Origin of the sequence: Micrococcus sp. HMSC067E09, assembly GCF_001812555.1 — a bacterium.
In the GTDB taxonomy this organism is placed as follows: Bacteria; Actinomycetota; Actinomycetes; order Actinomycetales; family Micrococcaceae; genus Micrococcus; species Micrococcus lylae.
In genome coordinates this window covers 219,656-241,009 of sequence record NZ_KV809449.1, presented here as the reverse complement: position 1 = coordinate 241,009, position 21,354 = coordinate 219,656, and the positions used below count along the sequence as shown (strand labels likewise).

The window sequence follows — 21,354 nt, the reverse complement described above, 5'->3', positions numbered from 1 at the left end:
CCGCGCCGCCGGCGACGACGGCCCCCTCCTGGGGTGCCTCGCTCGCCTGCTGCGTCTGGTCGTTCTCCTCCGGGTTCTGCGGGTTCTCCGGGGTGGTCTCGTCGCTCACGCGGGTCCTCTCGTCCTCGTCAGCTCAGGTCGTCCGGGGGCCTGTTGCCCCCCGTCGGACGGGGTGGGGTGTCCGTTCCCGCGGCCACCGGCGGCGGCCGCGGGAGGACGAAGATCAGATGTCCAGGAAGCGCACGTCCTTGGCGTTCTGCTGGATGAAGCCGCGGCGGGACTCGACGTCCTCGCCCATGAGCATGGAGAACACCTGGTCCGCGGCGGCGGCGTCGTCCATGGTGACCTGGAGCAGGGTGCGGTGCTCCGGGTCCATGGTGGTGTCCCACAGCTCGTTGTAGTCCATCTCGCCCAGGCCCTTGTAGCGCTGGATGCCGGTGTCCTTGGGAAGGCGCCAGCCCTTGGCCTGGCCGGCTTCGAGGGCGGCGTCGCGCTCGGCGTCGGAGAACACGTAGTCGTGCGGGGCGTTGGACCACTTGATGCGGTACAGCGGCGGCTGCGCGAGGAACACGTGGCCGGCCTCGATGAGCGGGCGCATGTACCGGAACAGCACGGTGAGCAGCAGGGTGGTGATGTGCTGGCCGTCCACGTCCGCATCGGCCATGAGCACGATCTTGTGGTAGCGCAGCTTGGAGATGTCGAACTCCTCGCCGATGTTCGTGCCGAACGCCGTGATCATGGACTGGACCTCGGCGTTGCCGAGGGCCTTGTCCAGGCGGGCGCGCTCCACGTTCAGGATCTTGCCGCGCAGCGGGAGGATGGCCTGGGTCTCCGGGTTGCGGCCGCGCTTGGCGGAGCCGCCCGCGGAGTCGCCCTCCACGATGTAGACCTCGCAGCGCTTCGGGTCCTTGGACGAGCAGTCGGCAAGCTTGCCGGGCATGCCGAAGGACTCCAGCGGAGACTTGCGGCGGGCGTTGTCGCGGGCCTTGCGGGCGGCCATGCGGGCGTGCGAGGCCATGATGGCCTTGCGGATGATGTCCTTGGCCGGACCCGGGTTGCGCTCGAGCCAGTCGCCGAGGTGGTCGGTGACCACCCCGTGCACGAAGCCCCGTGCCTCGGAGTTGCCGAGCTTCGTCTTGGTCTGTCCCTCGAACTGCGGCTCGGCGAGCTTCACCGAGACGACCGCGGTCAGGCCCTCGCGGATGTCGTCTCCGGTGAGGTTCTCCTCCTTGGGCTTGAGGATCTCCTTCTCGCGGGCGTAGCGGTTGATCAGGGAGGTGAGGGCGGCGCGGAAGCCCTCCTCGTGGGTGCCGCCCTCGTGGGTGTTGATCGCGTTGGCGTAGGTGTGGACCGACTCGGAGTAGGCGGTGGTCCACTGCATGGCGATCTCGAGGGCGATCTTGCGGTCGGTGTCCTCGGTCTCGAAGGCGATGACGTCCTCGTGGATGTACTCGACCTTCTTCTTCGAGTTCAGGTGCTCCACGTAGTCGAGCAGGCCGTTCTCGTAGAGGTAGGTGACCTCGCGGCGCTTGGGGGTCGCCTGCTCGTCGACGTCGATGCCGGTCTCGTCCGTGGACGCGTCCTCGGCGGTGCCCTCGGCCACGACCTCGTCCTCGAGGACCTGGTTCTCCTCGATCTCGCGCTCGTCCACCAGGGTGATCTTCAGGCCCTTGTTGAGGAAGGCCATCTGCTGGAACCGGGCACGCAGCGTCTCGTAGTCGAACTCGACCGACTCGAAGATCTCGGGGTCGGCATAGAACGTCTGGACGGTGCCGGTGGCCTCAGTCTGCTCGCCCTTGACCAGGTCGCCCTGGGGCACGCCGCCGTCGGCGAAGGACATGCGCCAGACATGGCCCTGACGGCGGACCTCCGTGTCCACCCGCTTCGAGAGCGCGTTCACCACGGAGATGCCGACGCCGTGGAGGCCGCCGGAGACGGCGTAGCCGCCGCCGCCGAACTTGCCGCCGGCGTGGAGGATCGTCATGACCACCTCGAGGGTGGGCCTGCCCTCGGTCGGGTGCATGTCCACCGGGATGCCGCGGCCGTCGTCCTCGACGCGGACGCCGCCGTCCTCCTGGAGGGTCACGGTGATCTCGGAGGCGTAGCCGGCCATGGCCTCGTCCACGGAGTTGTCCACGACCTCGTACACGAGGTGGTGCAGACCCCGGGGGCCCGTGGAGCCGATGTACATTCCCGGGCGCTTGCGGACGGCCTCGAGGCCCTCCAGCACGGTGATGGCGGAGGCGCCGTAGTCGCCGGGGACCTTGCGGTCCCTGGTCTCGGCCGGTGCCGTCTGTGGCGGTGCGGCGGCCTCGACGGCCTCCGCGGGGGTCACGTCCTGAGGATCCTCGGCGGGCGCGTCGGAATGTGCGTCGTTCACGGGTGCTCTTGACTCCTCGGTCTCGTCACGTCGTCTGCCGCCGCGGGCGTCGAGTGACAGCCGCGCCCTACGCGTGCGTACGCGCGCGCAGGTTTATCGGCCCGGACACGGGCGGCAACGGCCCTCGGCGCACCGAGGGCGGCATTCTGGTCCATTCTACGGGATTCGGGTGCCGTTCCACGGAATCTGCGCGGGTGGATCGGCTCCAAATGCCCTGCAGCAGGCCGTGGACGCCGCCGTGGAGGTCCTGTCAGCCCTCGGTATGGGGGCCGTATCGCCTCCGGGTCCGATCGGCGCTCAGAGCGCCGCCTGGCCCTTCGGTCCTCGGCCCTTCCGGTGCGCGGCGGGTCTGCCCCCGGTCGTCCCGACGACGGCATGCACCTCCGCCGGCCGGCCCCCGGAGACTCGGGGAGGCTCACCCGTAGGTGTCACGCGGCCCACGGCCACGGACGCTGCGGGGACCCTTCTTCCAGCTGGGCGCCTGAGGACCGGCCACGTCGATGCGCGTGACCACGCCGGTGCCGAGCTCCTGGTCGAAGCGGGCCAGCAGCATCGGTCCCATCAGGCGCAGCTGGGTCGCCCAGGCGGTGGAGCTGGTGCGCACCCGCACCACGGAGTTCTCGAAGCTCTCGGGCCGGCAGTGCTGGGCGATGTCCGGGCCGACCAGTTCGGCCCAGCGCGTGAGCACGGAGCCGACGGCCACCGGGGTGGACCAGCCGCGGTCCCGGATGAGGCGGCCGAAGACGTCGCCGACCACGGCAGGGTCCCGGTCGTCGGCCTTCGGGCCGCTGCGCCGGCGCTTGGCCTTCAACTCCGCCACGCGCTGCTCGGTGCGGCTGCCGGCTGAGCGGCCGGGACGGCCGGTGAGGCGGGCCTCGCCGCGCTCCATGGCGGCGTCCCGCACCCGGCGCAGCTGGATCATCGCCAGGTCCGGGCGGTCCTCGTCCTGGCCGGGGACGCCCGTGGAGGTCTCCGCCGGCTCGTCAGCCATCGCGAGCGCCCCCTTCTGCGGCAGGCGGGGGGCCGTCGTCGGGAATCCCCGGGTCCATCCGGGCCCGGCGGATGTCCCCCTCCACCGGCAGCGGACGGTCCGCGGTCTCGGCCACGGTCTCGGAGCCGTCCGCGTCCTGGCGGACGAGCACGCGTACGGCATGCAGCTCCTCCGGGATGTCCTCCACCGCGGCGGCGGTGAGCAGCACCTGCTCGGCGCGCGAGACGAGACCGGCCAGCCGGCCGCGGCGGGCGGCGTCGAGCTCGGCGAAGACGTCGTCGAGGATGAGGACGGGCCGGGCGTCGGGGTCCGGGTCGTCGGCGACGAGCACGTCGTAGCTGGCCAGGCGCAGCGCCAGCGCAAGGGACCAGGTCTCGCCGTGGGACGCGAAGCCGCGGGCCGGGGCAGGGCCGAGGAACAGGGCGAGCTCGTCCCGGTGCGGCCCCACCAGGGTGAGGGCGCGGGCACGCTCCTGCTCGTGGGCATCCTCGAGGGCCTGCCGCATGGCGGCGGCGATCTGTTGGACGGACGGCACCTGCTGGTGGGTGCCGGAGACGCCGGGGACGGTGGACTCGTAGGCGAACGTGGCCGGCTTCGAGCCGTTGGTCAGTGCGGCGTACATCTCGCCCAACGGTGCGGCGAGCAGCTGCAGGACGTGGAGCCGGCCGTTGAGCAGACGGGCGCCGGCCATGGAGAGGTGCTCGTCCCAGACGGCGAGGGTCGCCTCCTCCTCCGGGCCCCAGCGACCCTGTTGCCGGGCGGTCTTGAGCAGGGCGTTGCGCTGACGCAGGACCCGCTCGTAGTCCGCGGCGGCCTCGCCGAGGGCGGGGCGCAGCTGGACCATGAGCTGGTCCAGGAAGCGGCGGCGGCCGCCCGGGTCCTGGGTCACGAGCGCCAGGTCCTCGGGGGCGAAGACCACGGTGCGCAGGATGCCGAGGCCCTCACGGGCGCGGACGGGGGCGCCGCGGTTGACGGCCACGCGGTTGGAGCGGCCCGGCAGGATCTCCAGCTCCAGCGCCACCGCGCGTGAGCCGCGGTGGATGCGCGCGCCGATCCTGGCGCGGTCCTGGCCGAAGCGGACCAGCGGGGCGTCCTGGCTGACGCGGTGCGAGGTGTGCGAGCCGAGGTAGCCGACGGCCTCCACGAGGTTCGTCTTGCCGACGCCGTTGGCGCCGACCAGCACGGTGGCGCCGGGGGACAGGGTCAGGTGAGCGGACCGGTACGAGCGGAAGTCCGCGACCGTCAGCTGCGAGAGGTACACGTGAGGCGGTGTCCGGTCCCGGTCAGGTCAGACGGACCGGCATCACCAGGTACCGGTAGTCGGAGACGGCGCCGTCCTTCTCGGCCACGCCGGTGAGCAGCGCGGGCTTCGGGGCGGTGGTGAAGGAGAACCGCACCTGCGGCTGGTCCACCACGGACAGCCCCTCGGACAGGTAGGACGGGTTGAAGGCGACCGTGATCTCCTCGCCGTCCAGGGTGCAGGGCAGCTCCTCGTTGGCGGAGGCGTCGTCCCCGGTGCCGGCGTCCAGGGTGACGGAGCCGGCGCTGAAGACCATGCGCAGCGCGGAGTTGCGCTCGGCCACGAGGGCCACGCGGCGGGAGGCCTCGACCAGGGCCGCGGTGTCCACGGTGGCGTGGATCGGGCTGGACTCCGGGAACAGGGAGCGGATCTTCGGGTACTCGCCGTCGACCAGCACGGAGGTGGTGCGGCGGCCGGCGGAGGCGAAGCCGACCAGGTCCACGCCCTCGGCGAAGCGCAGTTCGAGGCTGCCGGCGCCGCCGAGCGACTTGGCGACCTCGGTGAGGGTGCGGGCCTTGACCAGCAGGGAGGTGGACACCGACGGGTCGGCCGGAGTCCAGGTGATCTCCTTCATGGCCAGGCGGTAGCGGTCGGTGGCCAGGAAGGTCATCGTGTCGCCCTCGATCTCGACCTTCACGGCCGTGAGGATCGGGAGAGTGTCGTCCTTCGAGGCGGCCACGGTGACCTGGTGCACGGCGTGGGCGAAGGCGGCGCCGTCCACGGTGCCGGCGACCTCCGGCAGCTCCGGGAGGGCCGGGTACTCGCCGACCGGCATGGTGGCCAGGGAGAAGCGGGAGGACTTGCAGGTAACGAGCACCTTGCCGCCGTCCAGCTCGAGCGTCACCGGAGCGGCGGGGAGCGAGCGGACGATGTCGTTGAGCAGGCGGCCGGAGACGAGGACCTGTCCCTCGGTCTCAATGTCCGCCTCGATGTCCAGGCGTGCCGAGGTCTCGTAGTCGAAGCTCGCGATGGAGACGAGGCCGGCCTCGGCGGTGATGAGCAGGCCGGAGAGCACCGGCACCGGCGGGCGCGGGGAGAGGGAGCGGGCGGTCCAGGAGACGGCATCCGTGAGGATGTCGCGTTCGACGGTGAACTTCACGAGCTCTGCACTGCCTCTCTGGCCTCTCGGTCAGGCCGGTGTACACACGGGGGCGAATCCGCAGCGGCCGTGAGGAAGCCGGGATTCTACGTCCGAACGATGCGCACACGGGTCAACGGCGCGCGGGTGGGAAGACGCGTTGATCAGCATAGGGGGTGCGTGCGCTCGCTGTCAGGTCAGGGATGGGGCTGTGCGGGGAGGAAGGGCACATGTGGTGTCCGGCCGGTGCGCAGGGGCCTGGATGTTGCTCGACGGAGAGATGTCCCAGAGGTGAGTAGGAGTGTCAGCACGTGTGGATTCTGTGGAGAACCCGTCCTCGCCCAGGGTCCGTGCCGATCCTCCTGTGGGTCCGGCGGTGGATCCTCTCCGTTCGGGGTGTGGGTGTCCCGTGGATTCCCGACGACGGCCCCCGACCCCTTCTGCACAGCCTCGCCCGGATTTGTCCAGAGTCCGATGTCATTTGTCCCGATCGTGTCCACATTCTTCTCCACAGGTGTGATCTGCGTCCGCATGATTCCGCGGTTCTCGGCTCCTGAAGCCTGTGGAAACGTGTGGACGAGTGTGGAGATCCGAATGACATCCGTGTCATTCCCCAGTGCCGTGGAGCGCCGGTTCCCCACCCTGCGGATCATCGTCGCAGCGGCCTGGGCGGGCCGATTCCACGCCCTCGCGGCTGTCCACATGCAGACCCCTTCTCCACAGAGTTCTCCACAGGGGTGGACAATGTGGACGATCCTTTGACCGCCGGTTCAGGGTTCTCGGACATGCGTCGGGCCCCGCCGAACGACGTCGACGGGGCCCGGAGCGCGGCGGCCGGCCGGTCAGTGGCCGCGCTGCTTGCGCTTGATCTCATTGGTCAGCTCGGTGACCTGGTTGTAGATCGTGCGGCGCTCGGCCATGAGCTCGCGGATCTTGCGGTCGGCGTGGATCACGGTGGTGTGGTCGCGGCCGCCCAGCTCCTGGCCGATCTTCGGCAGGGACATCTCGGTCAGCTCGCGCAGCAGGTACATCGCGATCTGGCGGGCGGTGACCAGCGTGCGGGTGCGGGACTTGCTGGTCAGTTCGTCCATGGTCAGGTCGAAGTACTCCGCGGTGGCATGGAGGATCAGCTCCGGCGTGATCTCGTGGACGTCGTCGTCCGTGATGAGGTCCTTGAGCACGTGCTCGGCCAGCTGGATGTCCACGTCCTGGCGGTTCAGGGACGCGAACGCGGTGACGCGGATGAGGGCGCCCTCGAGCTCACGGATGTTCGTGGAGATCCGGGAGGCGATGTACTCGAGCACCTCCGGCGGGGCGAAGAGGCCCTCGGCCTCCGCCTTCTTGCGGAGGATGGCGATGCGGGTCTCGAGGTCCGGCGGCTGGATGTCCGTGATCAGACCCCATTCGAAGCGCGAGCGCAGGCGCTCCTCGAACCCGGAGAGCTGCTTCGGCGGCAGGTCGGAGGTGATCACGACCTGCTTGTTGTTGTTGTAGAGCGTGTTGAAGGTGTGGAAGAACTCCTCGACCGTCGCCTCCTTGTCCGCCAGGAACTGGATGTCGTCGATCAGCAGGATGTCCACGTTGCGGTAGACCTGCTTGAACGAGGCGCCCTCGTCGTGGCGGATGGAGTTGATGAAGTCGTTGGTGAACTCCTCCGAGTTCACGTACCGCACCCGCAGGCCCGGGTAGAGGCGCCGGGCGTAGTGCCCGATCGCGTGCAGCAGGTGGGTCTTGCCCAGGCCGGACTCGCCGTAGATGAACAGCGGGTTGTACGCCTTCGCCGGCGCCTCGGCCACCGCGTTGGCGGCTGCGTGGGCGAAGCGGTTGGACGAGCCGATCACGAACGAGTCGAAGTGGTACCGCTCGTTGAGCCGGCTGGTCTCGGAGGACGTGGACGGCGGGCCGGGGGTCGGCGCGCCCGCACCGGCGACCGGCCGGCTGTCCGGGCGGTCCTGGCGGTGCTCGTCGCGTCCGCGGTCGGACGACGACGGCCCGGGCGCCTCGGAGCGCTGCTCACCCTGGCCGTGGGCGGACGGGGAGGAGGGCTCGTGGTGGCGGGTGCGCTCGGAGGCCGGACGACGGGCGTCTACGTCCAGGTCTTCGGCAGGCAGCTGGGCGCGCGAGGACGCGGCGTCCGCCGAACGCGGCGGGGTGGGGGCGTTCAGGGAGGAGTCGATCGAGATCGCCAGCAGCACCTCGTGACCGAACACCGCTGTCAACGCGTCGGTCAGCGCGCCGGAGACCTGCGGTCCCTGCAGCGTCTCGCGCGTGGTCTCGTTCGGCACCGCCAGCAGGAGGGTGTTGCCGATCAGGCCCTGCGGGCTGGCCAGGTACACGTGCCCCATCTGGCGCGGCGTGACGCGGGAGTCCTCCTCCAGGGCGGAGGTGACCTGGGACCAGGAGTCGGAGACGGCGGGATCAGACACCGGAGGAGTCCTTTCAGTGCACCGGACGGGCGCCGGGGCGGAAGGCGGAAGCAACAGGCGTGCCGGCCGGACGGAGGCCCTGTCGGCATGCACGTTCCGCTCGAGTCTAGTCGTTGTCCACAGGCTTGTGCACAGATGGTGGACAACTCGGGGAGGTGCTGTGGACAGACGGAGGTGAGCGGCCGCCGTCGTGCGCCTGTGGCCTGTGGGAACTGTGGACCGGGCGTGTCTGCGGCAGCCCGGCGCGCGGAGCCGGACGGCCCGCAGGAGGGACGGTGCTGGGCACCGACGTCCGCTTGACCGGGGCAGAAGGCGTGACTAGAGTAGCCAGGTCCCCCGGGACGGCTGTGCCGTGCCCGCCGGGGATTTCATGTCAAAGCCCCGCCCGGACTTCCCTCCTGCATGCAGCGTCGCAGGTCAACGGTCGGCGCCAACACAACACGTGGAGAGATCACAGTGACCAAGCGCACTTTCCAGCCCAACAACCGTCGTCGCGCCCGCAAGCACGGCTTCCGCGCCCGCATGCGCACCCGTGCCGGCCGCGCCATCCTGTCTGCCCGCCGCGGCAAGGGTCGCGCCGCGCTGTCCGCCTGAGCGCGGCGCAGCCGCTCCGGCGAGCGTCGTGCTGCCTCGTGACCGACGGGTCCGGACGGCGGCAGACTTCCAGCACATCCGGCGGACCGGCGCCCGCGCAGGGCGCCGGAGCCTGGTCGTCACCGCGACGGCCGACCCGAACGACACCCGGTCCGGGGGTCCGAGCACACCTCGGCACCCACGGGCCGGGTTCGTCGTGTCCAAAGCGGTCGGAGTCGCGGTGGTGCGCAACCGGGTGAAGCGCCGTCTGCGCGCGATCATGGCCGAGCAGATGCGGCGTCCCCCTCTGGAGGGACAGCCCCTGCTCATCCAGGTGCGCGCACTGCCGGCGGCCGCCGAGGCGGACTACGCCACGCTGGAGAAGGACCTCGCCGGCGCCCTGCGCCAGGCCGTCCGCAAGTGCACCGCGGACGGAGCCGCATGAGCGGGGCCCGCACGCTGTCGCCCTACGTGGTGCTCGAGCCGGCCCGTGAATGGGGGTGGCTGCGCGCACTGCCCTCGACCGTGCTCGGCTGGCTGCTCAAGGCGTACCGGCTGCTGATCTCGCCCCTGTACGGGGACGTCTGCCGCTTCTTCCCGAGCTGCTCGGCCTACGGACTCGAGTCCGTGACCGTGCACGGCGCGGTGAAGGGGACCTGGCTGACGGCCCGCAGGCTCGCACGCTGCCATCCCTGGAACGACGGCGGCATCGACCCCGTGCCTCCCGGGCACCGATGCTGGGCGGAGGAAGACCTTCCGCGCATCATCCACCTGAACCACCCTCCCCTCCCACCAGATCCCCCGCAGGAGGACTGACACCATGGGCTTCTTCGAAGCGATCCTTCTCCCGTTCCGCTGGCTGATGTCGTGGATCCTGGGCGCCTTCCACACCGTCCTGGGGTTCATCGGCATGCCGTCGGACTCGGGCTGGACCTGGGCATTGTCCATCCTGCTTCTCGTGATCCTGATCCGCACCCTGCTGATCCCGATCTTCGTGAAGCAGATCAAGGCCCAGCGCGCCATGCAGGCCATGCAGCCGGAGCTGCAGAAGCTGCAGGCCAAGTACAAGGGCAAGAAGGACCAGCTGTCCCGCCAGGCCATGGCGATGGAACAGCAGGCCCTCATGAAGGAGCACAAGGCGAACCCGTTCGCCGCGTGCCTGCCGCTGCTGGTGCAGATGCCGTTCTTCTTCGCCCTCTACCAGGTGCTCATCGGTGCCCGCGGTGCGGCCGAGTCCGGCGAGGGCATGCACGCCCTGTCCGCGGACCAGATCCGCTCCTTCGAGTCCTCCGAGATCTTCGGCGCCCAGATGTCGGACACCTTCCTGGGCTCGACCGGTTCCCATTTCAACCTGAACGTCATCGTCGTCGCGATCTTCCTGATCCTGCTGATGTCCGGCCTCATGTTTTACATGCAGAAGATGCTGATGACGAAGAACATGACCGACAGCCAGCTGTCCGGTCCGATGGCTCAGACCCAGCAGATCATGCTGTACGGCATGCCCCTGATCTTCGGCATCGGCGGCATCAACTTCCCGATCGGCGTGCTCCTGTACTGGACCTACTCGAACATGTGGGCTGTGGGTCAGCAGTGGTGGATCATCCGCAACAACCCGACCCCGGGCTCCCTGGCCGAGCGTGAGCTCAACGAGCGTCGCGCCGCCAAGGGGCTGCCGCCGGTGGGCAAGGCACTGCAGGAGCAGAAGGCCCGTGAGGAGGCGGAGGCCCAGCGTGTGGAGCGTGCCGGCCAGCGTCGTCAGCCCCAGCGTAAGAACCGCAGGAAGAAGTGAGCATGAGCGAGCAGAACACCCCTGACGTTCAGAACGTCGAGCAGCAGGGCGAGCAGGCCGACGTCGCCGTGGAGCAGACGTCCGAGCAGGCCGACGCCCGCCCGCGTGCCACCGCCGCCGAGCGCCTCGAGGAGGAGGGCGACGTCGCGGCCGACTACGTGGAGGAGCTGCTGGACATCGCCGACCTCGACGGCGACATCGACATCGAGGTCCGTGACGGCCGCACCTACGTGTCCGTCATCGCCGACGAGGGCGACGAGGCGCTGCAGGACCTGGTCGGCCGCAACGGCAAGACCCTCGAGTCCCTGCAGGAGCTCGTCCGCCTGGCCGTGCTCGCCTCCACAGGCCACCGCTCCCGCCTGATCCTCGACGTGGCCGGGTACCGCACCCGCCGTGGCGCCGAGCTGCGCACGATCGCCGACAGGGCCGTGGCCGAGGTCAAGGACGGCAAGGGCCCGGTGCATCTGGAGCCCATGGGTGCCTATGAGCGCAAGATCGTCCACGACGTGGTGGCCGACGCAGGCCTCGTCTCGGAGTCCGAGGGCGAGGGCCCGCACCGTCACGTGGTGATCTCCGCCGATGACTGACCCGCGTCCAGGCACCCCGGAGGCACAGGTCGGCAAGGCCCCGGCTCCGGAGGCCGTCGCCCAGCCCGCTCCCCCGCTGCCTGCAGAGCTGGGCGCCGCCGCGGACCAGATCTTCGGCGACGCCCTGCCGTTGGCCGAGCGCTACGTGGAGCACCTGTCCTCCACAGGCATCGAGTGGGGGCTCATCGGTCCCCGTGAGGTCCCGCGGCTGTGGGAACGCCACGTGATGAACTGTGCGATCGTGGCGGACCTGTTGCCGGAGGGCGCCCTCGTGGCCGACGTGGGCTCCGGGGCCGGCCTGCCGGGCCTGTGCCTGGCCCTGGCCCGACCGGACTGCCAGTTCCTGCTCATCGAGCCGCTCGAGCGGCGGGTGGACTGGCTGGACATGGTCGTGGAGGACCTGGGGTTGGAGAACGTGGACATCATCCGCGGCCGTTCCGAGCAGGTCGCCGGGAACCTCGATGTGGACATCGTGACCGCGCGTGCCGTGTCCGCCCTGAAGTCCCTGCTGCCGCTGACCATGCCGCTGCTGAAGGGCGGGGGCGAGCTGCTGGCCATCAAGGGCCGCAGCGCGGCGAACGAGATCACCGCTGCCGCCAAGGCGCTGCGCAAGTACAGTTGTGGAGAACCGGAGATCCTCACCGTCGGCGGCGACGTGCTCCCGGAGCCGACCACCGTGGTGCGCGTCGTGCCGCGGCGCGCTCGCCGCTGAGCCGGCCGGCCGCCGTCGGGAGGACCGAAGACCAGAAGTCCAGGGCGGTGCGGCCGCCCGGGGAGGATGAACCGCATGGCCCAGGAGAACGAGGAGCGCTCCGGCGCATTCAAGGCGTTGCGTGAGCGCTGGTCCGGCAAGGGCGGGAAGAAGGGCGCCGCCGCGTCCGGGAATCGCCTGCAGCGTCAGCGGCTCAGCCGTCCGGACCGCACCCGCGTGTTCACGACGTCCAATCAGAAGGGCGGCGTCGGCAAGACCACCACCACCGTCAACCTGGCCGCCGCGATGGCGCGGGCAGGCATGCGTGTGATGGTCGTCGACATCGATCCCCAGGGCAACGCGTCGACCGCGCTCAACGTCCCTCACTCCTCCGAGGTGGCGTCGGTCTACGATGTGCTCCTGGACGAGATGGAGATCCACGACGTTGTGCAGGACGCCCCAGATGTGGACAACCTGCAGGTGGTCCCCGCGACCATTGAGCTCGCAGGCGCGGAGATCGAACTGGTCTCCTTGGTGGCCCGCGAGCAGCGGCTGGCCAAGGCCCTGGACCGTTACTTCGCGTGGCGTGAGGAGCAGGGACAGGAGCGTCTGGACTACGTGTTCATCGACTGCCCGCCGTCCCTGGGCCTTCTGACCGTGAACGCCTTCGTGGCCGCGGTGGAGGTTCTCATTCCGATCCAGGCGGAGTACTACGCGCTCGAGGGTCTGTCCCAGTTGCTGAAGAACGTGCAGATGATCCAGAAGCATCTGAACCCGCGGCTGCAGCTGACGACGATCCTGCTGACGATGTTCGACTCCCGCACGAACCTGGCGGTGCAGGTGGCGGAGGAGGTGCGGGAGCACTTCCCCAAGGAGCTGCTGCAGACGGCCATTCCACGCAACGTCCGCATCTCTGAGGCGCCGAGCTATCAGCAGACAGTGCTCACCTACGACCCGTCCTCGGTGGGCGCGGCCGCCTACCGCGAGGCCGCCGCGGAGATCGCGAAGCGAGGAGCACCTGTTCCACTCGACTGAAGGCAACCGGATCCGCTTGATCCTGTAGCGGAGAATCGGCCCGGACATCGCTCAGATGTCCGGGCCGATTCTGTTTCACGTGAAACCTGGCAGTGACACTGTGCCTGCGGGGCATGTGAAGCAACGTGCAGGCGCAGGTGGGGAGGCGAGGGGGCGTTATCAGCGGCGGGACGGCAACGGCGGAGAGTGTGGGCAGTACGCGGTGATCCCCTGCCGGGCCGAGCGGATAGATGCCTCGCGCCGGTAGGAGGCCACTGGTGGACACGTCGTCGGCAGGCTGATCGTCGAGTCTGGGTAAGCCAGTCACGTGACTCCTGCCGGCCTGGAGGCAGTCAACGGATTGGCAGAGCAGTGATCGGACGCTTGGCCTGACAGAAGGGCCGTCTCTCAGAAGGCCGGTGCCCGGTGTCCCTGCGACGGGCCTTGGCTCTGAGGAGAGCGGCGGCCCTGAGAATGACGGCGGCCCTGAGAATGACGGTGCCTCTGAGGAGGGCTGTGGCCCTGAGATGGACGGCGGCCCTGAGAATGACGGTGCCTCTGAGGTGGGCTGTGGCCCTGAGATGGACGGTCGCCCTGTAGCGGACGGTGGACCTGAGGAGACACTGGGCGATATCCGCCGAGGCTGCCGTGTGCGGATTCTTCCGACTGCGATGGAGGTAGCCCACGCCTGAGACGCTCCCCTCCACCTGTCTACAGGGGCGGCAGAAACTGCCTCTCGCGCGTGCCACGGCAGGAGCTCCGGCTCAGGTGGGCTGTGGGCCTGGAAGCCTCGTGGACGACGCAGAGCACGCCTGTGTATAAAGAGCCCTGGAGGATGTCCCGATAAGGGCGCCTTACTCCTCACGGACTTTCAAGGCGCGCCTCAGACGAGCAATTACTCACGCCATAAATGCTGAGGGAAGGCACTACACTTGTATCCACACATGTGGACGAAACTGTGGATGAGGTACAACGCTGCGCGCCGGTGTCAGATCGCTCCTGTGCACATGTGGACAACACCTGTGGATGAATGACTCGCCGCGAGCCGGAGCGTGTTGCTTCCAGCTGCGGAGGGCAACAAGAACACCGTCTCGGGATCTGGCCCTTGGGCGAGGCAACGATGGGGATGGTCCCAGAGAGGATGCGCCATGGCATGTCGGCGAGCTCGTGTGCGATGGATGCTTGAAAAGACCGACGACAGACCTGGCTGCTCTTCGGCCATCCGTTCCACGTGAAACGAGCGATCTGGCGGGTGCCTGTCTGATGGCTGGCCTCTCGAGCTGTCTCGAGAGAGCTGATGCTTCAGCAGGCTTTTGCGCAGGGCATCGGAAGTATGTCGGTGAGGAATCGTCATCCGATAACTGGTGTAGGTGCAGCTCTCCGTTCGTGCACAGAAAGGGGGCGGGTCATGGCGGGCGTCGGACGTCCTTGAGGTCGTTCGGCGGAACACTGGAGCCGCTGCTGTCCCAGCGAGTAATGGGTTCTCGGCTTGCCTGCTCGCACGCCATCCCCTTGCGCGAGAAGAAATGACACACCGTATGGGAGGCGCTGGGGGATGTTTCACGTAGAACGCAAGGCCTGGGGAGTGTCGTGGCTCCGTAGAAACCTGCCGACACACGACCGTACCGAACGGGTCTACCGGCCACCGCGTTGACCACGGTTCGCTGACCGGCACCGTCGTATGTGAAGAGAGAAGTAAGCGTGTTCAGCATGATCCACGGGGATGCTCGACAGGACACCTGGAGAGACTGAGTAGCGGCGCTCCGGACAACTATCGACACGCGTGGGTGACTGGCACAGGAGGGCGGGCTGTCTTGTGATCATTCATCGGCCGCGGACGGTGGCGAGGAGGTGATGTCTCTCCCGCCGTGTGATTTCTGGACGTGTTTCACGTGAAACGCGACTGCAGTGGAACATGGCGCAGTGGGATACGCGAAGAAGGTGGAAGTCTCCCACGGGGCCGAACTGCATTCGTGGGTCGCCTCGGACCACGGAGTCGATTCAACCGTTGGCGCGCCGGGACTCCGCTCATCAGATCGGCGTCTGGCATTGCATGCATCTCTGTCTTCAGCTCAATGCTGAGATGAGCGTGTGCGTAGAACCGAAAGTCGGTCCTGAACTAGATGCCATAGTCGCCTATTGAGGATCAGCAGCCGAAGCGCTGGGACGGTGTGCGGGTGCAGGTAGACCTGCTCTCCTAGAAGTGCGTCTTCAGCTTCATCCTGGACGAAGACAAGGCGCCCGCTTGGATACGGTCTATGTTTCACGTGGAACGTGACACGGGAAGCGCCGGCCTGGAAAAGGTTCCGTGCGTTCGGCGAGTAGGCCAGGGGTAGCCAAAAGGAATGGTCTAGACATCTTGGCAGCTCTCACCACGCCCCTCTCCCCAGGTAGTTTCACGTGAAACCTTGGCGCGACAGGGTCAAGACTGTCGCTGTGCTGAGGGGACAGTGACTACCGCTGACACCTCAGTGTCCACTTTGCGTGCGCCTTGGTCACGAGTGGATCGACACTCCTGCGGGCACTGCCGGCTCTTAGAGGCAGTCTCCAGGCCTCTTACGCGTGTGCCCTCGACCTAGGGCTGGAAGCACGACAAACGGGAAGCTGGCCGAACATGGGGGTATGCGGGCTTCGCTAGACGGGCGAATCTCATCGTTCACGCAGGACGGAACACGAACGGCAGTGCCCCAGGGTCGTGACGGATCTGGGCAGAGAGTGGTTCATTGTCTTCGGCTCCTCGTGTCCTCATATCTCCTTGGACATGACGATCTTGGGCACTCGCTCTTTCGCCAAGGTAGCACTCCATGCTCCGCTGACCGTGCCCCAGAGGGCGGCGGCTCGATCCACATGGGTCGACGCGCAACACTTTCGTTCGACCATTGTAAGCAACGCTTAACGGGTGATGCGCGGTACTAGAGCGCAGATGATGCTCTCCGCATGAGGGCATGATTTATGGTCCGTAGTCGACGGCTGGAGAGTGATTCGGTACATCATTGGCCGTTTCACGTGAAGCAAGGCGCGGTCACCAGCCTTCGGTATCGAACACAAGCCCTCACTCACCTACGTCTGGCCTCCCGCTTCGGTCGCAGGCCTCGTTGTCGTCACCCGGACTCGCATCGCAGGGTGGTTCGGAGACCTGACCAAACGCGTCGCTGCCGCAAGCCAAGAGCGGCATCGCCTGCGGCAAAGCGAGGAACCGCATTCGTGTTTCACGTGGAACGGGACTGCTGCGCCGTAGAAGGAAGCCGTACTCCGACCTAGACTGGACTGGACATATTTCACTGCAGGAGGACATGTGAAGAAGACCCGCCGAGGAGGCCTGGGCCGGGGCCTCGGTGCCCTAATTCAGAGCACCGCAGACGCCGAGGAGACCACGGCGCCAGCGTCTTCCGCCGTGCCGACGGAGGAGACCGCGCAGACTGTGTCCTCTGAGGACGAGAAGGAAGCGACGCCGCGCCGGCGCACCACGTCTGCAGCCGCCGCTGCATCGGAGAAGTCTGCTGACGAGGCTCCGGGCAAGACGGCGTCTTCGAAGAAGTCCAACGGCACCCGCTCCTCCTCGTCGTCGACGAAATCGTCAACGACCAAGTCCTCGTCGAACAAGTCCTCAACGACCAAGCCGTCCAGGTCGAAGACGCCTGCGGCGTCCACGGCGTCCAAGGAGAAGGCAGCCGCGTCGGGGACCACGTCCACCTCCACATCCTCGGGCACCGGCGCGAAGAAGAGTGCGTCTACCGATTCGTCCGCGGTCAGTGGGGAAAAGGTCAGTGGCACAACGACGTCCGCTGCCAGCAGGAACACCAGGACCGGAGCCGGCGCCGCTGGCACCACCGCTGCCGAGAAGTCCGCCGACGCACCGAAGTCAACCTACGGCCGCGGCAGTCGGCCCGTGGATGTCTTCTTCTCTTCGGATCGAACCCCCACGGAGGGTGATGCGAAGGGTGGCAGGGCCACCACTGCTGCCGAAGAAAGGGACACCACTGCTGTCGAGGAGCACGAGCAGACGGACGCCTCGTCCGCCTCATCCCGCTCTGCCGCTGGTCGCAAGTCCTCTGTACGACGCGGTCGTCCTTCCATGCCCGCTGTCAACGCTCTGGGCCGTCGGGCACCCGCGGAGCCGGCTGAGGCTGAAACTGAGGCTGAGAAGGTCTCGGAGAAGTCCGCTGGAGGCTCCGTGCCTGCAACCACAGACGTGACGTCCGGGGCCGAGGTCTCGGAGGCAGGCACCGTGCCCACGGACATCGCCGTGCTTCGCGAGCTGAAGGTCACAGACATCCATCCGAACCCCCGTCAGCCGCGTGAGGTCTTCGACGAGGACCACATGGACGAGTTGGTCACGTCCATCACCGAGGTGGGCATCCTTCAGCCCATCGTGGTCCGTGAGGTGGCCGGCCCCACGCCGTACGAGCTGATCATGGGCGAGCGTCGTTGGCGCGCCACCCAGCTCGCCGGCCTGGACACCATCCCGGCGATCGTGCGTCACACCCCGGACGAGGACCTCCTTCGTGATGCGCTGCTGGAGAACCTCCACCGTTCTCAGTTGAATCCGCTGGAAGAGGCTGCCGCCTACCAGCAGCTCATGGACGACTTCGAGTGCACGCAGGAAGAGCTGTCCCAGCGGATCGGCCGCTCCCGTCCACAGATCTCCAACACGCTGCGCCTGATGAAGCTGCCGCCGCTCGTGCAGCGGCGCGTCGCCAACAACACGCTCACCGCCGGGCATGCCCGTGCGCTGCTCGGTCTCACGGATCCGGCGGAGATGGAGCGTCTGGCCCAGCGCATCGTGTCCGAGGGCCTCTCCGTGCGGGCCACGGAGGAGGCCGTCGCGCTCGCACAGGGTGTCCGTCAGGCCGCCCCGGCCACGCGTCGTCGCAGCGAGCCGACCCGTCATGAGCGCCTGGACTACTTCGCCACGGCCCTGACCTCGCGCCTGGACACCCAGGTCAAGATCACCCTGGGCAAGCGGAAGGGCAAGATCGCCATCGACTTCGCGTCCGTCGAGGACCTCAACCGCATCATGGAGCTCATCCAGGGCGACGACGCGGAGAAGTGAGCCGATCGGCCTCGGCAAGCGGCCGTCGTCGGGGATGGAGGAGGGGCGCCGTAGCAGGTGCCTGCAGTACCAAGGCACATGAAAGGCCCGTATCGAATGACACGGATGTCATTCGATACGGGCCTTTCTTATCCCGTCTGACCTGGTCCTTTTCCCTCACCGAACGACAAAGGCCGCCTCCCCGCGAGGGAAGGCGGCCTTCATCATGTCAGTGGCAACAGGCCTGACAGACCTGAGGGGTGGTCAGCTGCGCCTCAGCCGAGGATGTCGGAGAACTCCTCCACCAGGGCCGGCTTGGGCTTGGCGCCGACGGACTCCTTGACCTTCTGGCCGTCCTTGAACGCCACCACGAGCGGGATCGAGGTGACTCCGAACTGGGCGGCGGTGGCCGGGGAATCGTCCACGTTGACCTTGGCGATGGTGACCTTGCCCTCATACTCGGCGGCGACCTCCTCCAGGACCGGGCCCAGCATGCGGCACGGACCGCACCACTCGGCCCAGAAGTCCACGAGGACGGGCAGCTCGGAGTCCAGGACCTTCTCCTGGAAGTCGGCGTCGGTGACGTTGATGATGCTCATGGGGTCTCCTTATGCGGATAGTCGGTGGTTTCGGTCCTCCACGGATCGCTGAGGGCCGCAGGGCGGTCCTCAGGCCGGGTTCGCGTCGGACTCGGGGCCGGCGGGGGCCGCCTCGTCGACTCCCAGGACGTCGGCGAGATAGTGCTCCACGTCCTGGGCGGCCACGCAGCCGGTGCCGGCGGCGGTGATGGCCTGCCGGTACGTGTGGTCGGTGACGTCGCCGGCGGCGAAGACGCCAGGCAGGGTCGTGCGGGAGGAGGGGTGCTCCACCTTGATGGTGCCGTGCTCGGTCAGCTCGAGCTGGTCCTTCACCAGGTCGGTGCGCGGGTCGTGGCCGATCGCGATGAACAGGCCGGTGACGGCCAGTTCCCGCTGCTCGCCGGAGACGCTGTCCTGCAGGAGCAGGGAGCTGACCTTGTCCTCGCCCCGGACTTCGGCGACCTTCGTGTTCCAGTGGAACTCGATCTTCTCGTTGTCCATGGCGCGCTGGCCCATGATCTTCGAGGCGCGCAGCTCGTCCTTGCGGACCAGCACGTGGACCTTGGAGGCGAACTTGGTGAGGAAGAGTGCCTCCTCCATGGCCGAGTCGCCGCCGCCGACCACAGCGATCTCCTGGTCGCGGAAGAAGAAGCCGTCGCACGTGGCGCACCAGCTGACGCCGTGGCCGGACAGGCGCTCCTCGCCCTCCACACCGAGCTTCCGGTAGGCGGAGCCGGTGGTGAGGATCACGGCGTGTGCCTTGATCTGCGAGCCGTCGCCGAGGGTGAGGACCTTCGGGTTGGACACCAGGTCGGCCTCCACCACATCGTCGAAGAGGATCTCGGTGTCGAAGCGGCGGGCCTGACCCTCCATGGCGGCCATGAGCTCCGGGCCCATGATGCCCTCGGCGAATCCCGGGTAGTTCTCCACCTCGGTGGTGTTCATCAGCTCGCCGCCGGCGGTGACGGCCCCGGCCACCAGCACGGGCTCCAGGTGGGCCCGCGCGGTGTAGATGGCGGCGGTGTAGCCGGCCGGGCCGGAGCCGATGACGGCGACGTTGCGCACCGTGTCGGTCGAGGGGGTGTCGGTCACGGGTTCCTCCAGGGGGGTCTGAGTCGGTGCTGGTCTCCCCGCCCGTCCTCTGCGGCGCACGGGGTCCACGTATCAGGTCAACGGGCCCGCCGGGCCCGGTATTCCGGCCCGCGGAGGGGACGACGACGGCCCCCTCCCCGGACTGTGGCCGTCAGCGGCCATCGGCTCACTCGACGGTGATCTCCGACAGGCGCATGCCGTAGGCGTACTGGGTGTTGTCCACCGCCAGCTGGGGCAGCTCGGTGACGGTCACGACGACGTACTTGGCATTGCCCTGATCGTCGGTGATGTCCACCTCGGCCTTGCCGTCCACGAAGGTGCCCTCGCCGCCGCGGCGCAGATCGCCCAGACCGTTCTCGCTGGCGACGCCGATGGCGAGCTGACCGGCGGAGCTCGCGAGGGACTCCACGGTCACCTTCTCGATGTCCCGGGCCTCCTCGAGCTCGATCACGAAGTTCATGCTGCGGGTGTAGCCGCCGAAGTTCGGGCGCTTGTAGGAGTAGCTCTGCCAGTAGGTCTCCGGGTCGCCGTCGATGATGTTCGGCAGCTGGTCGTCGTGCTCGGACTCCAGCGTCGGGGCGTCCGGCACCTCGCGGTAGATGTCCACCAGGGAGGCCGGTTCCGCCGGAGCCACGTCCTCGGACGGGGACGCGGAGGTCTCCTCGGAGGGGGAGGCGCCGTCGTCGGTCGGCTGCGTCGATTCGGTCGGGGACCCTGTGGCCTGGTTGTCGTCCGGCACAGAGTCGCGGTTCTGGTTCAGCAGGAAGAAGCCGGCGATCAGCGCCACGGCCAACAGCAGGACCAGCAGGAGGGCGACGAGCCAGCCGGCTCCGCCCGTCTTGGAGCGTCGGTCGTCGTCGGGATCACGCCGGTCACGGGGCCCGTCCGGGTGGGCCGCAGCGGCTGCTGTGGCCGGGGCGGCACCGCGAGCGGTGTCCTTGCGGTCGCGGTGCGGATCCCGGGCATCGGCGTCACGGCGAGAGCCGGCCGGAACGTCGGTGCCACGACCCGAGGCGCCCGTGGCCGCAGCGGTGGCGCCCACTGCCGCGGCGCCGGCACCGGCGGCCGCCGCGCCGCGCCGGCCGGAGCGGTCCTTGCGTCCTTCATCGGAGGCAGCATGGCCGTCGGCGCGGGGCTCGCGCTCACTTCCGTGTCCGGCGTCTCGGCCATCACCGTTGCTCGCAGCGCCGTCCCGGCGCACGTCGTCTGCCCTGTCCGCGTTCCGTGGGGCTGCTCCGGCGGCGGTTGCTCCGGCACCGGAGGCGGCAGCGGCCGCGAGGGCCCGGCGGGGCGCCGGGCGCACACGGCGAGGGGCCTGCCGCTCAGTGTCCTTCGGGGTGGCCTCGTCGTCCTTCGGGGTGGCCTCGTCCCGGTGCGCCCTGGCGGGGCGGGGACGGGCGGAGTCGGAGGCACTGCCCTCGTCGCCGCGTCCGGCGGCGGGCACGGTGGGCATGGGGTCGGTGGAGATGTCCGCGGCGGCGGCGCGGCGGCCCTGCTCGGTTCGGCCGTCACGGCCCTTGCCGGATTCTTGGGCGGCGGCCTGGACGGCGGCCTCACGGCGACGATCGGCCTCGCGCTGCTCCATCTCGGCGCGCTCCTCGGCCTGACGGGCCTCGCGCTCCTCACGCTCCGCACGCTCGGCGGCACGGCGCTCGGCGGCGGCACGCTCGCGGCGCTCGTCCTCCTCGATCTGACGGGCGCGGCGGCGCTCCAACTCCTCGGCCTCACGGCGCTCACGCTCGGCGCGCTCGGCCTCGGCGGCCTCCTCCCGCTCGCGTTCTACGCGCTGACGTTCGGCCTCCTCGGCGCGGCGCTTCTCTTCC

At 68.6% G+C, this 21,354-nt stretch carries 17 protein-coding genes; 8 read left to right on the top strand and 9 right to left on the bottom strand.

All coding sequences use genetic code 11. The features are described from left to right. Positions 1-223: 223 nt before the first annotated feature. The 5 genes from gyrB to dnaA all read right to left on the bottom strand — a co-directional run bounded on the left by gyrB (position 224) and on the right by dnaA (position 8,175). Positions 224-2,380, bottom strand: a complete 2,157-nt coding sequence (gyrB, locus tag HMPREF2863_RS09305; RefSeq protein WP_070639623.1) for a DNA topoisomerase (ATP-hydrolyzing) subunit B — start codon at positions 2,378-2,380, stop codon at positions 224-226. 415 nt (positions 2,381-2,795) lie between these two features. Then, the gene (locus HMPREF2863_RS09300; RefSeq protein ID WP_067192068.1) at positions 2,796-3,371 is read right to left on the bottom strand and encodes a DciA family protein; all 576 of its coding nucleotides are present in this window, start codon (positions 3,369-3,371) and stop codon (positions 2,796-2,798) included. After that, positions 3,364-4,632, bottom strand: a complete 1,269-nt coding sequence (gene recF, locus HMPREF2863_RS09295) for a DNA replication/repair protein RecF (protein ID WP_070639622.1) — start codon at positions 4,630-4,632, stop codon at positions 3,364-3,366. Before recF ends, HMPREF2863_RS09300 begins: the two co-directional genes overlap by 8 nt. 22 nt (positions 4,633-4,654) lie before the next feature. Further along, the gene (gene dnaN, locus HMPREF2863_RS09290; protein ID WP_070639620.1) at positions 4,655-5,770 is read right to left on the bottom strand and encodes a DNA polymerase III subunit beta; all 1,116 of its coding nucleotides are present in this window, start codon (positions 5,768-5,770) and stop codon (positions 4,655-4,657) included. A gap of 821 nt (positions 5,771-6,591) precedes the next feature. After that, entirely contained in the window at positions 6,592-8,175 is a 1,584-nt protein-coding gene (gene dnaA / locus HMPREF2863_RS09285; protein ID WP_070639618.1) for a chromosomal replication initiator protein DnaA, read from the bottom strand. A gap of 456 nt (positions 8,176-8,631) precedes the next feature. Here dnaA and rpmH point away from each other — a divergent pair, with 456 nt between their 5' ends. The 7 genes from rpmH (at position 8,632) to HMPREF2863_RS09250 (ending at position 12,850) form a co-directional block, all read left to right on the top strand. Beyond that, positions 8,632-8,769, top strand: coding sequence for a 50S ribosomal protein L34 (gene rpmH / locus HMPREF2863_RS09280; protein WP_067192059.1), 138 nt, complete (start codon positions 8,632-8,634; stop codon positions 8,767-8,769). Between the two features lie 28 nt (positions 8,770-8,797). Further along, positions 8,798-9,193: a ribonuclease P protein component gene (rnpA, locus tag HMPREF2863_RS09275; RefSeq protein WP_067192056.1), complete on the top strand. Its 396-nt coding sequence runs from the start codon at positions 8,798-8,800 to the stop codon at positions 9,191-9,193. Then, positions 9,190-9,564: a membrane protein insertion efficiency factor YidD gene (gene yidD, locus HMPREF2863_RS09270; RefSeq protein WP_067192053.1), complete on the top strand. Its 375-nt coding sequence runs from the start codon at positions 9,190-9,192 to the stop codon at positions 9,562-9,564. Before rnpA ends, yidD begins: the two co-directional genes overlap by 4 nt. Before the next feature lie 4 nt (positions 9,565-9,568). After that, positions 9,569-10,537 (top strand): membrane protein insertase YidC, encoded by a 969-nt coding sequence (gene yidC, locus HMPREF2863_RS09265; RefSeq protein WP_067192049.1) that lies wholly within the window; start codon positions 9,569-9,571, stop codon positions 10,535-10,537. Between the two features lie 2 nt (positions 10,538-10,539). Continuing rightward, positions 10,540-11,124: a Jag family protein gene (locus tag HMPREF2863_RS09260; RefSeq protein ID WP_070639616.1), complete on the top strand. Its 585-nt coding sequence runs from the start codon at positions 10,540-10,542 to the stop codon at positions 11,122-11,124. Continuing rightward, the gene (gene rsmG / locus HMPREF2863_RS09255; protein WP_082740132.1) at positions 11,117-11,836 is read left to right on the top strand and encodes a 16S rRNA (guanine(527)-N(7))-methyltransferase RsmG; all 720 of its coding nucleotides are present in this window, start codon (positions 11,117-11,119) and stop codon (positions 11,834-11,836) included. Before HMPREF2863_RS09260 ends, rsmG begins: the two co-directional genes overlap by 8 nt. A 75-nt stretch (positions 11,837-11,911) precedes the next feature. Beyond that, entirely contained in the window at positions 11,912-12,850 is a 939-nt protein-coding gene (locus HMPREF2863_RS09250; protein ID WP_070639615.1) for a ParA family protein, read from the top strand. 3,324 nt (positions 12,851-16,174) lie between these two features. Here HMPREF2863_RS09250 and HMPREF2863_RS09245 read toward each other — a convergent pair. After that, positions 16,175-16,630, bottom strand: coding sequence for a hypothetical protein (locus HMPREF2863_RS09245; RefSeq protein WP_141756407.1), 456 nt, complete (start codon positions 16,628-16,630; stop codon positions 16,175-16,177). Between the two features lie 88 nt (positions 16,631-16,718). Between HMPREF2863_RS09245 and HMPREF2863_RS09240 the strand changes: the two genes are divergently transcribed. Beyond that, positions 16,719-17,882, top strand: coding sequence for a ParB/RepB/Spo0J family partition protein (locus HMPREF2863_RS09240; RefSeq protein WP_070639611.1), 1,164 nt, complete (start codon positions 16,719-16,721; stop codon positions 17,880-17,882). A 254-nt stretch (positions 17,883-18,136) separates the two neighbouring features. Here HMPREF2863_RS09240 and trxA read toward each other — a convergent pair whose 3' ends face one another. The 3 genes from trxA to HMPREF2863_RS09225 form a co-directional block, all read right to left on the bottom strand. Next, positions 18,137-18,460, bottom strand: coding sequence for a thioredoxin (trxA, locus tag HMPREF2863_RS09235; protein WP_070639609.1), 324 nt, complete (start codon positions 18,458-18,460; stop codon positions 18,137-18,139). A gap of 69 nt (positions 18,461-18,529) precedes the next feature. After that, positions 18,530-19,531, bottom strand: a complete 1,002-nt coding sequence (trxB, locus tag HMPREF2863_RS09230) for a thioredoxin-disulfide reductase (protein ID WP_070639607.1) — start codon at positions 19,529-19,531, stop codon at positions 18,530-18,532. Between the two features lie 166 nt (positions 19,532-19,697). Then, positions 19,698-21,354: hypothetical protein (locus HMPREF2863_RS09225; protein WP_168165777.1), on the bottom strand; the 1,657-nt coding region annotated here is incomplete at its 5' end.

Excerpts from the sequence above, each read along its gene's own strand:
- trxA (WP_070639609.1), bottom strand. The coding sequence starts at position 18,460 with ATGAGCATCATCAACGTCACCGACGCCGACTTCCAGGAGAAGGTCCTG.
- HMPREF2863_RS09300 (WP_067192068.1), bottom strand. The coding sequence starts at position 3,371 with ATGGCTGACGAGCCGGCGGAGACCTCCACGGGCGTCCCCGGCCAGGAC.
- HMPREF2863_RS09260 (WP_070639616.1), top strand. The coding sequence starts at position 10,540 with ATGAGCGAGCAGAACACCCCTGACGTTCAGAACGTCGAGCAGCAGGGC.
- rsmG (WP_082740132.1), top strand. The coding sequence starts at position 11,117 with ATGACTGACCCGCGTCCAGGCACCCCGGAGGCACAGGTCGGCAAGGCC.
- yidD (WP_067192053.1), top strand. The coding sequence starts at position 9,190 with ATGAGCGGGGCCCGCACGCTGTCGCCCTACGTGGTGCTCGAGCCGGCC.
- HMPREF2863_RS09250 (WP_070639615.1), top strand. The coding sequence starts at position 11,912 with ATGGCCCAGGAGAACGAGGAGCGCTCCGGCGCATTCAAGGCGTTGCGT.
- yidC (WP_067192049.1), top strand. The coding sequence starts at position 9,569 with ATGGGCTTCTTCGAAGCGATCCTTCTCCCGTTCCGCTGGCTGATGTCG.